The following is a 13,013-nucleotide window of genomic DNA, read 5'->3' on the forward strand; positions in this document are numbered from 1 at the left end:
CAACCTACCGTTCACGCCGTAGTGCCAGACTGGCCGGCATGAGCCTGGAGAGCCTGCCCTCGGACGCCGTCTCCAGCCGCGGCGAGGAGGTCCCGGAGGAGCCCTTCGACGTGGAGCCGCCGTACCAGCCCGACCACGACGAGATCGCCGCGGTCGAGAAGTACGACGACCGCTTCCTCGACCGGGAGCTCTCCTGGCTCCGGTTCAACCAGCGGGTGCTCGAGCTCGCCGAGGACAGCCGGCTGCCGCTGCTCGAGCGGGCCCGGTTCCTGGCGATCTTCACCAGCAACCTTGACGAGTTCTTCATGGTCCGGGTCGCCGGCCTCAAGCGCCGGATCGCGGCCGGGGTGGCCGTGCCGGCCGCGTCCGGGCTGATGCCGACCGAGGTGCTGGACGTGATCCTCTCGACGACCCGTGGACTGCTCGAGCGGCAGGGCCGGGTGTTCCGCGACGAGGTGGTGCCCGCGCTCGCCGCCGCCGGGATCGAGCTGGTCCGCTGGGGCGACCTGGACCGCGAGGAGCAGAAGACCTGCAAGCGGCTGTTCCGCGACCGGGTGTTCCCGGTGCTGACCCCGCTCGCCGTCGACCCGGCCCACCCGTTCCCCTACATCTCCGGGCTCTCGCTCAACCTGGCCGTGCTGATCCGCAACCCGCGCACCGGCAAGGAGCACTTCGCGCGGGTGAAGGTGCCGCCGATCTTCGCCCGGTTCGTGCCGGTCGGGAACCAGCGGTTCGTGCCGCTGGAGGACGTGATCCGCGAGCACCTCAAGCGGCTGTTCCCCGGCATGGAGGTGCTCGAGGTGCACACCTTCCGGGTCACCCGCAACGAGGACCTGGAGGTCGAGGAGGACGACGCCGAGAACATCCTGGCCGCGCTGGAGAAGGAGCTGCTGCGCCGCCGGTTCGGCCCGCCGGTGCGCCTGGAGGTCGAGGAGTCGATCGCGCCGCAGGTGCTCGACCTGCTGATGTCCGAGCTCGGCATCTCCGAGGAGGAGGTGTTCCGGCTGCGCGGCCCGCTGGACCTGCGCGGCCTGCACGACATCGCCGACCTGCCCCGCCAGGAGCTGAAGTACCCCGCGTTCTTGCCCTCCACCCATCCCCGGCTCGCCGAGGTGGAGTCGGCCGCGCCGGTCGACGTCTTCAAGGCGACCCGGCGCCACGACGTGCTGCTGCACCACCCCTACGACTCGTTCGCGACCTCGGTGCAGCGCTTCCTCGAGCAGGCCGCCGCCGACCCGCACGTGCTGGCGATCAAGCAGACGCTGTACCGCACGTCCGGCGACTCCCCCATCATCGACGCGCTCGTCGACGCCGCCGAGGCCGGCAAGCAGGTGCTGGTGATCGTCGAGATCAAGGCCCGCTTCGACGAGGAGGCCAACATCCGCTGGGCCCGCAAGCTCGAGCAGGCCGGCTGCCACGTGGTCTACGGCCTGGTCGGGCTGAAGACCCACTGCAAGCTCTCGATGGTGGTCCGCGACGAGCCCGACGGGATCCGCCGCTACACCCACATCGGCACCGGCAACTACAACCCGAAGACCTCCCGGCTCTACGAGGACCTCGGCCTGCTGACCACCGACGAGCGGATCGGCGAGGACGTCGCCCACCTGTTCAACAACCTCTCCGGGTGGTCGCGCAACGCGACGTACGACGAGCTGCTGGTCGCACCGGACTCGATCCGCACCGGCCTGGTCGACCAGATCCACCAGGAGGTCGCCCACCACCAGGCCGGGCGGCCGGCCCGGATCCGGCTGAAGGCCAACTCCGTGGTCGACGAGGCGGTCATCGACGCGCTCTACCTGGCCTCCCAGGCCGGGGTGCCGGTCGAGCTGCTGGTCCGCGGCATCTGCGCGCTGCGCCCCGGCGTGCCCGGGCTCTCGGAGACGATCGCGGTGCGCTCGATCCTCGGGCGGTTCCTCGAGCACAGCCGGATCTTCTGGTTCGAGAACGGCGGGGACCCGACCGCGTGGATCGGGTCGGCCGACATGATGCACCGCAACCTGGACCGTCGGGTCGAGGTGCTGGTGCGGCTGCCCGACGAGGACAGCGTCGGCCAGGTCGGCCGGCTGCTCGACCTCGCCTTCGACCCCGACACCATCGCCTGGGACCTGGACAGCACCGGTGAGTGGCGCCGCAACGACGGCGACACGCACCTCCAGGAGGCGCTGATCGAGTCGCAGCGGCGGCGCCGTACGTCGCCGTGAACCGGGGCCCGAACCGCACCCCGAATTCCTCCCGAGCCGCGCGTAATCCGGCTCACCACCGTCGCGCGACCCTCGCTTGCGCGATCCGGCCACCGACCCCCTAGTCTGTTGCGCGTTCTCTTCCTCCTCAGCAGGAGTTATCCGTGGGTTTGAGATTCCGACCCGTCGACACGTCGTTCTACGACCTGTTCACCGAGTCCGCACACCACCTCGTCACCGGGGCCGAGCTGCTTGCCGAGATGCTCAGCGAGGCCGCCGACCACGAGGACGTGGCCCGACGCATGCGCGAGGCCGAGCACAACGCCGACGAGACCACCCACGCGCTGATCCGCAAGGTCAACTCGACCTTCGTGACGCCGTTCGACCGGGAGGACATCTACGCGCTCGGGTCGGGCCTCGACGACGTGATGGACATGATGGACGAGGTCGTCGACCTGATCCTGCTCTACGAGGTCAAGGTGATGCCGCCCGAGCTCTCGACCCAGGTCGAGGTGCTCCAGCGCTGCGCCGAGCTGACCGCGGCGGCGATGCCGAACCTGCGGTCGATGCACTCGCTGGAGGAGTACTGGATCGAGGTCAACCGCCTCGAGAACACCGGCGACCGCAACCACCGGCGCACCCTCGCGAAGCTGTTCAGCGGCGAGTTCAAGACCATCGAGGTGCTCAAGCTCAAGGACATCGTCGAGTCTCTCGAGGAGGCGATCGACGCGTTCGAGAAGGTCGCCAACATCGTGGAGCAGATCGCCGTCAAGGAGTCCTGACTTGGACCTCGCGATCATCATCGCGGTCGTCGTCGTCGCCCTCGCGTTCGACTACACCAACGGCTTCCACGATGCCGCCAACGCCATCGCCACGTCGGTCTCCACCCGGGCGCTGACCCCGCGGATCGCGCTGGGCATGGCGGCGATCATGAACTTCGTCGGCGCGTTCTTGGGCCAGAAGGTCGCCCACACCGTCTCGGACACGATCAGCCCGCCGTCGGGCTCGCACGGCCTGGTCATCGTGATGGGCGGGCTGGTCGGGGCGATCACCTGGAACCTGATCACCTGGTACTTCGGCCTCCCGTCGTCCTCCTCGCACGCCCTGATCGGGGGCCTGGTCGGCTCCGCGCTCGCCGCCGGCGTCGGGGTGTCCTGGGCGACGGTGATCGAGAAGGTCGTCATCCCGATGTTCGTCTCGCCGCTGGTCGCCTTCAGCCTGGCGTTCCTGGTGATGCTGGCGATCCTGTGGCTGTTCCGCCGGGTCAACCCCTCCAAGGCCACCCGCGGCTTCCGGCTCGCGCAGACCGTCTCCGCGGCCGCGATGGCGCTGGGCCACGGCCTGCAGGACGCCCAGAAGACGATGGGCGTGATCTTCCTGGCGCTGCTGACCGGCGGCTACGTCGCCGACGGCGACGACCTGCCGCTGTGGGTGATCGCGGCCGCCGCGGGCGCGATCTCGCTGGGCACCTGGTCCGGCGGCTGGCGGATCATGCGGACCCTGGGCCGGCGGATCATCCACCTCGACCCGCCCCGTGGCTTCGCCGCCGAGTCGGTCGCGGCCTCGGTCCTCTACGTCACGGCGTACGCCTATCAGGCCCCGATCTCGACCACCCACACGATCACCTCGGCCGTGATGGGCGTCGGCGCCACCAAGCGCCTCTCCGCCGTGCGCTGGGGGGTGGCCCGCTCGATCGTCGCGGCCTGGGTGCTCACCTTCCCGATGGCCGGCCTGGCCGCCGCCGCCTCCTACTGGGTGCTGCACCTCATCATCGGCCAGTAGGCCGCGCGCGGCCCTCCGTGCGGTAGCCCCGAGGCCCGCCTTCGGTAGTCCCTGACGTTTGCGCTGTTGGGAGCGCTCCCAGCCCGCGCAACCGTCAGGGACTATCGTGGTCGGTCCGGCGAGGCCGGCGAGGCAGGCGCGGCAAGGGCTCGGGCCGGGACCGGCGGCGGCGGCTCAGCCGAAGCGGCCGGAGATGTAGGCCTCGGTCGACTCGTCGTCGGGGTTGGTGAACATCTTCGTGGTCGGGTTGAACTCCACGAGGTGGCCGGGCTCGCCGGCGGCCTTGAGGTTGAAGAAACCGGTGTCGTCGGAGACCCGGGCGGCCTGCTGCATGTTGTGGGTGACGATCACGATCGTGTAGTCGGTCTTGAGCTCGTGGATCAGGTCCTCGATGGCCGCCGTGGAGATCGGGTCGAGCGCCGAGCAGGGCTCGTCCATCAGCAGCACCTGCGGCTCGACCGCGATCGCGCGGGCGATGCAGAGCCGCTGCTGCTGGCCGCCGGACAGCGACATGCCGGGCTTGTTGAGCCGGTCCTTGACCTCGGTCCACAGGTTCGCGCCGCGCAGCGAGCGCTCGACCAGGTCGTCGGCGTCGGACCTCGACATCCGCTTGGCGTTCAGCCGCTTGCCGGCCAGCACGTTCTCGTAGATCGACATGGTGGGGAACGGGTTGGGCCGCTGGAAGACCATGCCGATCTGCCGGCGTACGGCGACCGGGTCGATCGAGGGCTCGTAGAGGGACTGGCCGTCGACCATCACCTTGCCCTCGACGCGGGCGCCGGGGATCGCCTCGTGCATCCGGTTCAGCGAGCGCAGGAACGTCGACTTGCCGCAGCCGGACGGGCCGATGAAGGCAGTCACCGAGCGCGCCTTGATCGTCATCGTGACGCCCTCGACCGCGAGGAAGTCGCCGTAGTAGATGTCCAGGTCGGAGACATCGATGCTCTTGGCCATGGGGGTGGGTCCTCGTTCTCTCGTGCTGCGCAGGCCGTCAGCGGCCGGTCTTGGGGGCGAAGAAGCCGCCGACGACGCGGGCGACGACGTTCAGGAACATGACGATCGCGACCAGCACGAGGGCGGCGCCCCAGGCGTAGTCGGTCATCTCGTCGACGTACAGGCCGGGCTCGGTGATCGAGTAGAAGATGAACACCGGCAGCGTTGCCATCCGGTCGCTGAACGGGTCGAGGTTCGTGCTAGTCGTCAGGCCCGCGATGACCAGCAGCGGCGCGGTCTCGCCGGCCACCCGCGCCACCGCGAGCGTCACACCGGTGACGATGCCGGAGACCGCTGTGGGGAGCACCACCTTGGTGATCGTGCGCCACTTCGGCACACCCAGGGCGTACGACGCCTCCCGCAGCTCGTCGGGCACCAGCTTGAGCATCTCCTCGGCGGCCCGCACCACGATCGGCACCATCAGCACCGAGAGCGCGACGGCCCCGCCGAAGCCCATCCGGACGCCGGGTCCGAAGAACAGCGCGAACAGCGCGTACGCGAACAGGCCGGCGACGATCGAGGGGATGCCGGTCATCACGTCGACGAGGAACGTGATCACCCGCGCCAGCTTCGAGGTCTTGCCGTACTCGACCAGGTACACCGCGGTGAGCACGCCGATCGGCACCGAGATCAGGGTCGCGAACGCGGTGATCACCAGGGTGCCCATGATCGCGTGGTAGATGCCGCCGCCCTCGCCGAGGACGCCGCGCATCGAGTAGGTCAGGAACTGGCCGGACAGGATGCCGATGCCCTTGCTGACCACCGTCCACACCAGGGAGACCAGCGGGATCATCGCCAGCCCGAACGCCGACCAGACGAGCAGCGTCGCGACCCGGTCGCGGGCCTTGCGGCCGCCCTCGACGGCACGCGACCACAGCGGCAGGCCGACGACCAGGACCAGCCAGGCCACGAAGATCGCCGCCACCCAGCCGAACCCGCCGATCAGGGCGGCCAGGGCGCCGACGCCACCGGCGATCACGGTCGCGAGCGCGGGCGCGAGACGAGGCAGGGTGGCGCCGGTCAACGGCATCGACTGGCGCGGGCCCACGGGCGGCGCGGTCTGCAGGTCGACCATGTCTCTCAGCCCTTCCGGCCCCGGGCCGCGATCGCGCGGCCGAGGAAGTTGACGGCGAACGTGATGACGAAGAGCACCAGGCCGGAGAAGATCAGCGTCTCGATCTTCGAGCCGGACGCGTTCCCGAAGTTCAGCGCGATGTTGGCGGCGATCGTCGAGGAGCTCTTCTCGGCGGTGACCAGGTTGAAGGACACGAGCAGCGTCGGCGCGAGCACCATGGCCACCGCCATCGTCTCGCCCAGCGCGCGGCCCAGGCCGAGCAGCACCGCGGACACCATGCCCGAGCGGGCGTAGGGGAACACCGCGAGCCGGATCATCTCCCACCGGGTCGCGCCGAGCGCGAGCGCGGCCTCCTGGTGCATCTTCGGGGTCTGCGCGAACACCTCGCGGCAGATCGCGGTGATGATCGGCAGCGCCATCACCGCCAGCACCAGGCCGGCGGTGAACATCGTGCGCCCGGAGTTCGGCACCGGCCCCTCGAAGAACGGGATCCAGCCGGCCTGGTCCTCGAGCCACTTGTAGACCGGCACCATGTTCAGGGCGAGGAACTGGATGCCCCACAGGCCGTACACGACGCTGGGGATCGCGGCCAGCAGGTCGATCAGCCAGCCCAGGACCCTCGCGACCGGGCGCGGCGCGTAGTGGCTGATGATCAGCGCCACCCCGATGGCCAGCGGCGCGGCCACCAGCATCGCGATCGCCGAGGCGAGCAGGGTGCCGAACAGCAACGGCCAGACGAAGCCCCAGATGCTGTCCTTGCCGTACGCCGCCTCACCGTGGTTGCCCAGGGCCGGCAGCCCCTGCTGGAGCAGGAACACCGCCACGCCCGCGAGCGCGAGCATGATCACGATGGCCGAGCCGCGGCTGACGCCGGCGAACACGACGTCGCCGACGCGTCCGGTCGACTCCTCGCGGTCCAGCGCTGCTGGCTGCGTCACGCTCACCTCTGGATCTCCTGCTCGTCTGGAACACGTGGAGCGAGGGGCCCGGCCACCTTCAATGGCCCGACCCCTCGCCCGACGTTACTGCGATTGATCGTCAACTGCCGATCTGGGCCACGATGTCCTGCGCCTTCGCGGCCAGGTCGCTCGACAGCGGGGCGGAGCCCGCCTCGGAGGCGGCCTGCTGCTGGCCCTCGTCGCTGAGGATGTACCCGGCGAACGCCTTGACCAGCTCGGCGGTCGCGGCGTCGTCGTACGAGCCGCAGGCGAGCAGGTAGGACGTCAGCACGATCGGGTAGACGCCGGCCTCCTCGGTGGTGTGGTCGAGGTCGAAGACCAGCTGGGTGTCGGTCGCGACGTCGGCTTCCGGCGACACGTCGAGGATCTTCGCGGCGGCCTCCGCGGACGGGGCGACGTACTCCTCACCGACCTTGATGTTGGCCTGGCCGAGGTCACCGGTCTGGCTGGCGTCGGCGTAGCCGATGGAGTACTCCGAGTTGCCGATGGTCTGGACGACACCGGAGGTGCCCTTGGCGCCCTCGCCGCCGTAGTTGCTCGGCCAGGTCTCCACCACACCGGCGTCCCACACGTCGCCGGCGACGGCGTCGAGGTAGTCGGTGAAGTTCTCGGTGGTGCCCGACTCGTCGGAGCGGTGCACCGCGTTGATCCGCTCGGCGGGGAGCTCGGCGTCCGGGTTGTCCGCGGCGATCGCCGGGTCGTCCCACTGGGTGATCGCGCCGGTCATGATGCCGGCCAGGGTCGCGGGCGCGAGGTTCAGGTCGTCGACGCCGGGCAGGTTGTAGGCGATCGCGATCGGGCTGACGTAGTCGGGAACCTCGATCACGGTCCCGCCGCACTGCTCCTGCGCCTTGGAGAGCTCGCCCTCGTCGTCGGTGAGGTAGGCGTCGCTGCCCGCGAACGGGAAGGCACCGGAGATGAAGTTCTCGCGGCCACCACCCGACCCGATCGGGTCGTAGTTGATCGTCACGCCGGAGTTGGCGTCCTGGAACCCGACCGCCCAGGCGCCCATGGCGGCCTGCTGTGCCGACGAGCCACCGCCGCTGAGGTCGCCGGAGAGGCTGCTGTCGCCGTTGCCCGAGCCGCTGTCGCTGCCGGAGTCGCTCTCGTTGCCGGCGCCACAGCCCGTGAGGGCGAGCGCGAGGACGGCGATCCCGGGCACCACGGCCCGGCGGATGGAAGTGCGAATCACTTCGAAGCTCCTGATGTCTTGTCGTCTAGGACAGCACCGAAGTTAGGCAGCAGAGGTGGACGGTTCCGGGGTCGTCGGTGAACGAGCGGTGAACTCGAACCGCCCAGTCGGAAACCGCGAGCCGGTCACGAGACGGACATCACGTGAACTCGGCCAGAACCACTTGACCACTAGTGTATTTGGTGCGTTTCGGTGGCGACCACCTTGCCCTGGCGCAGGTGCGCGACCAGCATCGCGCCGGGCGCCAGCTGCGGGTCGGAGACGCCGAGGGCGTCGAAGACCGCCGGCAGCACCGGCCGGTGGGTGCAGACCACCGCGCCCTCCTCCGCGGCGACCAGCTCGTCGACGACAGCCACCACCGACGGAGCGGTCGCGTCCTCCTCGCTCAGGCCGTCCTCGAGCTCGAGCTTCCAGCCCGTGGTGTCGGCGTACGGGCCCACGGTCTCCACGCAGCGCGCGCTGCTGGAGGAGACGATGCGGGTGACGTCGTACGCCGCCAGCAGCGGCACCAGCCGCTGGGCCTGGTGCCGGCCGGCCTGGACCAGCGGGCGCAGCCGGTCGTCCTGGCGCCAGGCCTTGCGCGAGCGGGCCTCGCCGTGGCGGAGCACCACGAGGGTGTGGGTCTTGCGGCGCAGCGGGCGGGCCTGCGCGAGGGTGTCGCGGTCGTAGTCGTAGCTCAGCCGGTCGACGGCCGCGTCGTACTCGAACCAGCGCACCTGGTCGATCTCGGCGTTCGGGCGGTAGCCGCTGACGTCGTCGGCGCCGACGACCCGACCGGTCCAGTAGGAGACGGCCTTCGTCCGGCCGCCGGCGATCGGGTAGCGCTGGCCGGTCAGCGGCGGGCCGAGCCGCACGTGCAGCCCGGTCTCCTCCTCGACCTCGCGCACCGCCGCGGCCGCGGCGTGCTCGCCGGGGTCGAGCTTGCCCTTGGGGAAGGACCAGTCGTCGTAGCGGGGCCGGTGCACGAGCAGCACCCGCTTCCCCGGACGGAAGACGACGACACCGGCGGAGAGCACGTCCTTCCCGGGCATGCCGCTAGTGTCACACCACCCCGGCCGGAACAGGAGACCCAGGTGGGCAGACGTCGCGCGATCGTGACGGTCGCCGTGGTCGCGGCGCTCGCGGTCCTGGCCGGCGCCGCGGTGGTCGGCGTCCGGTGGTGGCGCGATGGGCAGCGCAGCGAGCTGGAGCGGGCGGCGTCGTACGCCCCCGGAGACGCGCAGCGGCTCTCCTGGACCGACTGGGCCGCGGTCCGCGCGGACGTGGGCGCCCGGCTCGACGAGTCGTCGTCCGGCGAGCAGGTCCGGGACTTCCTGGACCGCGGCTACGAGCGGGACCTGACCTCGACCTCGGCGCTGGTGCAGTCGGCGCCGGTGCTGCAGGCGCGCTTCGGGTTCTCCCCCGGCACCGCCGACTGGGAGCTGTTCGCGCAGTCCGAGGCGGGCGCGGTGGTGATCCTCCGGATGCCCGACGACACCGACTTCGCCGACCTGGCGGACCGGCTCGAGGGAGCCGGCTTCACCCGCCCGGCCGCGGGCGCCGAGGACGGCCAGGTCTGGCTCGGCGGCGACCAGCTGCTGCCGACGCTCGGGGCGGACCTCACCCCGGAGCTGCAGTTCGTGGCGCTCGACGCCGGGCGGCACCTCGTGCTCACCAGCGACACCGCCGACTACCTCGAGCAGGCGGTCGCGGGTCTGGGCGAGGGCGACCTGCCCGAGGGCGTCGACGACGTCCTGGCCGCGTCGGGGGACCCGCTGTCCGCAGCGGTATACGACGGCCCGTACGCCTGCGGGGCGCTCGCGATGGGCCAGGCCGATGCCTCCGACCAGGCGCAGGCCGACCAGCTGCTCCGGGAGGCCGGCGACGTCGACCCGCTCACCGGCTTCGCGATGTCGGTGCAGCCCGACGGTCGGGTCCGGGTCGCGATGGGCTTCGAGACCGACGACCAGGCGCGGCGCAACGCCGACAGCCGCTCCGCCCTGGCCGACGGACCGGCGCCGGGCCAGGGCGGGGACTTCGCCGACCGCTTCTCGCTCGACTCCGCCACCGCCCGGGGCCGGGTGGTCCGTCTCGACCTCACCCCCCGCCGGGGCGCCTACGTGCTCTCCGACCTCTCCACCGGCCCGGTGCTGTTCGCCACCTGCTGACGGCGCTTGTCGAGTTCTTTGGGGTGGTCCCTGACGTTTGTGCGGTGGATTGGCTGGCGGGACCGCGCAATCGTCAGGGACTACCGGGCTGTGGAGGAACGGAAGGGGGTTGCCCACGGAGGGGAATGGTCCGGGGCATGGATCTCTCTGGCGTCAGTCGCGATGTGGTCCTGCCGATGCGGATCGACCGAGCCGGGCAGGGCGGGCCGACCCCGGGCGCGGTCAGGGGGCCACACTGGCGGTGCTCGAGCCGCGGGTTGTACGTGCCGGCGCACGTCGACGCGACGCGGGTCGATCAGCGGACCGTCGAGGCGGCCGCCGTACTCCCCGATGAGTGGGGTGCCGTCACCGGGTGGGCAGGACTCTCCTGGCTCGAGTCGGTGTGGTTCGACGGCACGCCGTGGGGTGGCGGACCGGTGCGGCCGGTGACCCTCGCGGTCGGCGGCAACCGCGCGATCCGACCGCAACCAGGCATCGCGACCAGCGAGGAGCGCCTCCTGGACACCGACATGATCCTGGTCGACGGAGTGCGGGTCACGACCGCGGTGCGATCCGTCTGCTTCGAGATGCGCTACGCCCGCAGCCTCCGCGACGCCGTCATCACGCTGGACCTGGCGTGCTTCAACGACGCCGTCTCGCTCGACGAGGTGGCGGCGTACGCGGCGACCCTCCCCGGATGGACCGGCATCCCGCGCTGCCGCGGGGCGATCCCGCTCGCCCGGGAGAACTGCTGGTCGCCGCAAGAGGCGGGGATGCGGATGTGCTGGGAGCTCGATGCGGGGATGCCGGCGCCGTTGTGCAACGTGCCGGTCTTCGGACCGGACGGGAAGCTGCTCGGCACCCCCGACCTGCTCGACCCGGTCGCGGGGGTGGTCGGGGAGTACGACAGTGCGCTGCACCTGACCGGGCAGCACCGGTCCCGCGACGAGCGGCGCGAGCACCTGTTCCGCTCCCATGGCCTGGAGTACGTCACCATGCTCACCGGAGACGTCGCAGACCCGACGCACTTCATGCGGCGCCTGCTCGCCGCCTACGACCGGGCCGCGGACATCCCCGTCTCACGCCGCCGGTGGACGATCGAGCGCCCGCACTGGTGGCGCGACACCACGACGGTCGAGGCTCGCCGGGCTCTGGACGCCGACGCCCGCCGCCGGCTCCTGGCGCACCGAGCAGCCTGAGCTCGTCTGCGCGGACGATAGTCCCTGACGATTGTGCGGTGATTTCGCGCTGGAGACCGCGTAATCGTCAGGGACTATCGTCGATCTAGGAGCGGACCAGGCGAGAGACGGCGTCGAGCACCTCGGTGATCTTCTCCTGGGCGGCGGCATCGTCCTCGGAGCGGGCGGCGTCGAGGACGCAGTGGGACATGTGCTCCTCGAGCAGGCCGAGGGAGACGGCCTGGAGGGCCTTGGTCATCGCGGAGACCTGGGTGAGGATGTCGATGCAGTACTTCTCGTCCTCGACCATCCGCTGCAGCCCGCGCGCCTGCCCCTCGATGCGGCGCAGCCGCTTGAGGTAGTCGTCCTTGCGGTGGATGTAGCCGTGCTGGTGCTCCACGCCGCAGTGTGTCCCGACCTCTGCCCCGTGCTCTGTCATGCCCAGAGCATACCCGGGAGGGGTATCTGGTGCGGAAGTCGGCGCGCGGCCGGGCGTCAGGCCTCGTGCCGCGGCTCCGGCACCACGCCCAAGATCTGGTCGATCTCGTCCGCCGACAGGTGATCATCGGACTCGCTGGCCGCGATGATCAGGTTGGTGGTGAGCTCGACCTCGCCCAAGAGGTCGGAGTCCTCGAGGGTCACGTCGAACTGGTCGTGCACCTCATCACTCCTCATACGCATTGCCGGGGTCCCTCCTCCCGGCAAGCGTGCCCGACTGCCGCGGTCGCCAAACGCTCACCGGCAAATCTGACCCGACCGGGCTATCCGGGACCCCCCAGACGGTGGCCGAGATGGTGAGGAGGCCCCACCCGTGCGGGTGGGGCCTCCTCGAAGACTGCTCGGACCCGGGGTCCGAGATCTCCTGCGTGAATCAGATCGGGCGAACGTTCTCCGCCTGCGGGCCCTTCGGGCCCTGGGTGACGTCGAACTCGACCTTCTGGTTCTCGTCCAGGGACTTGTAACCCTGGGTCTGGATCGCCGAGTAGTGCACGAAGACGTCGTCGCCGCCGTCCTCCTGCGCGATGAAGCCGAAGCCCTTCTCCGCGTTGAACCACTTAACAGTGCCCTGAGCCATGTGCTCGATACTCCTTAGTCGGGGCGAGAACCGTCACTTCGACGGTCCGCACCAGATGCGGTGACACCGTCGCTCCGACTTACGTGAGTGGCAGGCCCACGGAAGAAGAAACGCCGTTGGATCACAAACTCCGCGGGCGTCAGACCTGCTGGAACTTGCACCTGTTGCACTGCACAGGCTACCAATCCCAGGCCCCACGCCAACTCCCTGAGGCCGGAAATCTCACGGGCCGTGGTGAAGGTTCCGCGACCGAGGCGTGACGGGCCGGGAACATCAGCCCTCGACGGTACGTCGGACAGGCTCCGCGGCGTGCTCCCCGGGGCCCCGGGCCGGCCTCGTTCCGGGGCTGGGCGGGCGCTCCACCGCGGGCAGGGCGACCACGAACCGGGCTCCCCCCGCGGGGGGTCTTGAAGCGGACCTCCCGGCCGTGCGCCTCGCCCAGGACGTCCTCCG

13 protein-coding genes are annotated in these 13,013 nt (G+C 70.5%); 5 read left to right on the plus strand and 8 right to left on the minus strand.

Annotated elements, in window-relative coordinates; genetic code table 11:
- Positions 1–38: 38 nt before the first annotated feature.
- From NOCA_RS23005 to NOCA_RS23015, 3 genes are all read left to right on the plus strand, one after another.
- Positions 39–2,201 (plus strand): RNA degradosome polyphosphate kinase, encoded by a 2,163-nt coding sequence (locus NOCA_RS23005; RefSeq protein ID WP_041546857.1) that lies wholly within the window; start codon positions 39–41, stop codon positions 2,199–2,201.
- A gap of 143 nt (positions 2,202–2,344) precedes the next feature.
- Complete coding sequence (locus NOCA_RS23010) at positions 2,345–2,962, plus strand: DUF47 domain-containing protein (protein ID WP_011757684.1); 618 nt, start codon at positions 2,345–2,347, stop codon at positions 2,960–2,962.
- 1 nt (position 2,963) lies between these two features.
- Entirely contained in the window at positions 2,964–3,962 is a 999-nt protein-coding gene (locus NOCA_RS23015) for an inorganic phosphate transporter (protein ID WP_011757685.1), read from the plus strand.
- Positions 3,963–4,136: 174 nt separating this feature from the next.
- Here the strand turns inward: NOCA_RS23015 and pstB are convergent, their stop codons facing one another.
- The 5 genes from pstB to NOCA_RS23040 form a co-directional block, all read right to left on the minus strand.
- On the minus strand, positions 4,137–4,916 hold the full coding sequence (pstB, locus tag NOCA_RS23020; RefSeq protein ID WP_011757686.1) for a phosphate ABC transporter ATP-binding protein PstB: 780 nt from the start codon (positions 4,914–4,916) through the stop codon (positions 4,137–4,139).
- A gap of 37 nt (positions 4,917–4,953) precedes the next feature.
- Positions 4,954–6,030, minus strand: coding sequence for a phosphate ABC transporter permease PstA (pstA, locus tag NOCA_RS23025; RefSeq protein ID WP_011757687.1), 1,077 nt, complete (start codon positions 6,028–6,030; stop codon positions 4,954–4,956).
- A gap of 5 nt (positions 6,031–6,035) precedes the next feature.
- Complete coding sequence (pstC, locus tag NOCA_RS23030; protein WP_011757688.1) at positions 6,036–6,974, minus strand: phosphate ABC transporter permease subunit PstC; 939 nt, start codon at positions 6,972–6,974, stop codon at positions 6,036–6,038.
- A gap of 94 nt (positions 6,975–7,068) precedes the next feature.
- Positions 7,069–8,181, minus strand: a complete 1,113-nt coding sequence (gene pstS, locus NOCA_RS23035) for a phosphate ABC transporter substrate-binding protein PstS (RefSeq protein WP_011757689.1) — start codon at positions 8,179–8,181, stop codon at positions 7,069–7,071.
- Between the two features lie 170 nt (positions 8,182–8,351).
- On the minus strand, positions 8,352–9,212 hold the full coding sequence (locus NOCA_RS23040) for an NUDIX hydrolase (protein ID WP_011757690.1): 861 nt from the start codon (positions 9,210–9,212) through the stop codon (positions 8,352–8,354).
- A gap of 42 nt (positions 9,213–9,254) precedes the next feature.
- Between NOCA_RS23040 and NOCA_RS23045 the strand changes: the two genes are divergently transcribed.
- Together NOCA_RS23045 and NOCA_RS23050 are read left to right on the plus strand one after the other, a co-directional pair.
- A complete protein-coding gene (locus NOCA_RS23045; protein WP_011757691.1) occupies positions 9,255–10,328 on the plus strand; it encodes a hypothetical protein in 1,074 nt (357 codons plus the stop codon).
- Positions 10,329–10,465: 137 nt separating this feature from the next.
- Complete coding sequence (locus NOCA_RS23050) at positions 10,466–11,506, plus strand: hypothetical protein (RefSeq protein WP_049774618.1); 1,041 nt, start codon at positions 10,466–10,468, stop codon at positions 11,504–11,506.
- Positions 11,507–11,591: 85 nt separating this feature from the next.
- Here the strand turns inward: NOCA_RS23050 and NOCA_RS23055 are convergent, their stop codons facing one another.
- The 3 genes from NOCA_RS23055 to NOCA_RS23065 all read right to left on the minus strand — a co-directional run bounded on the left by NOCA_RS23055 (position 11,592) and on the right by NOCA_RS23065 (position 12,560).
- Positions 11,592–11,924 (minus strand): metal-sensitive transcriptional regulator, encoded by a 333-nt coding sequence (locus NOCA_RS23055; protein ID WP_011757693.1) that lies wholly within the window; start codon positions 11,922–11,924, stop codon positions 11,592–11,594.
- Between the two features lie 56 nt (positions 11,925–11,980).
- Entirely contained in the window at positions 11,981–12,145 is a 165-nt protein-coding gene (locus NOCA_RS27855; protein ID WP_172419871.1) for a hypothetical protein, read from the minus strand.
- A gap of 211 nt (positions 12,146–12,356) precedes the next feature.
- Positions 12,357–12,560 carry a cold-shock protein gene (locus NOCA_RS23065; protein WP_011757695.1) on the minus strand — a complete coding sequence of 68 codons (204 nt, stop codon included), beginning with the start codon at positions 12,558–12,560 and terminating at the stop codon, positions 12,357–12,359.
- Positions 12,561–13,013 lie beyond the last annotated feature (453 nt).

Origin of the sequence: Nocardioides sp. JS614 (genome assembly GCF_000015265.1) — a bacterium.
Taxonomy (GTDB): domain Bacteria; phylum Actinomycetota; class Actinomycetes; order Propionibacteriales; family Nocardioidaceae; genus Nocardioides.

Excerpts from the sequence above, each read along its gene's own strand:
- NOCA_RS23065 (WP_011757695.1), bottom strand. The coding sequence starts at position 12,560 with ATGGCTCAGGGCACTGTTAAGTGGTTCAACGCGGAGAAGGGCTTCGGC.
- pstA (WP_011757687.1), bottom strand. The coding sequence starts at position 6,030 with ATGGTCGACCTGCAGACCGCGCCGCCCGTGGGCCCGCGCCAGTCGATG.
- pstB (WP_011757686.1), bottom strand. The coding sequence starts at position 4,916 with ATGGCCAAGAGCATCGATGTCTCCGACCTGGACATCTACTACGGCGAC.
- NOCA_RS23055 (WP_011757693.1), bottom strand. The coding sequence starts at position 11,924 with ATGACAGAGCACGGGGCAGAGGTCGGGACACACTGCGGCGTGGAGCAC.
- NOCA_RS23005 (WP_041546857.1), top strand. The coding sequence starts at position 39 with ATGAGCCTGGAGAGCCTGCCCTCGGACGCCGTCTCCAGCCGCGGCGAG.
- NOCA_RS23050 (WP_049774618.1), top strand. The coding sequence starts at position 10,466 with ATGGATCTCTCTGGCGTCAGTCGCGATGTGGTCCTGCCGATGCGGATC.
- NOCA_RS23040 (WP_011757690.1), bottom strand. The coding sequence starts at position 9,212 with ATGCCCGGGAAGGACGTGCTCTCCGCCGGTGTCGTCGTCTTCCGTCCG.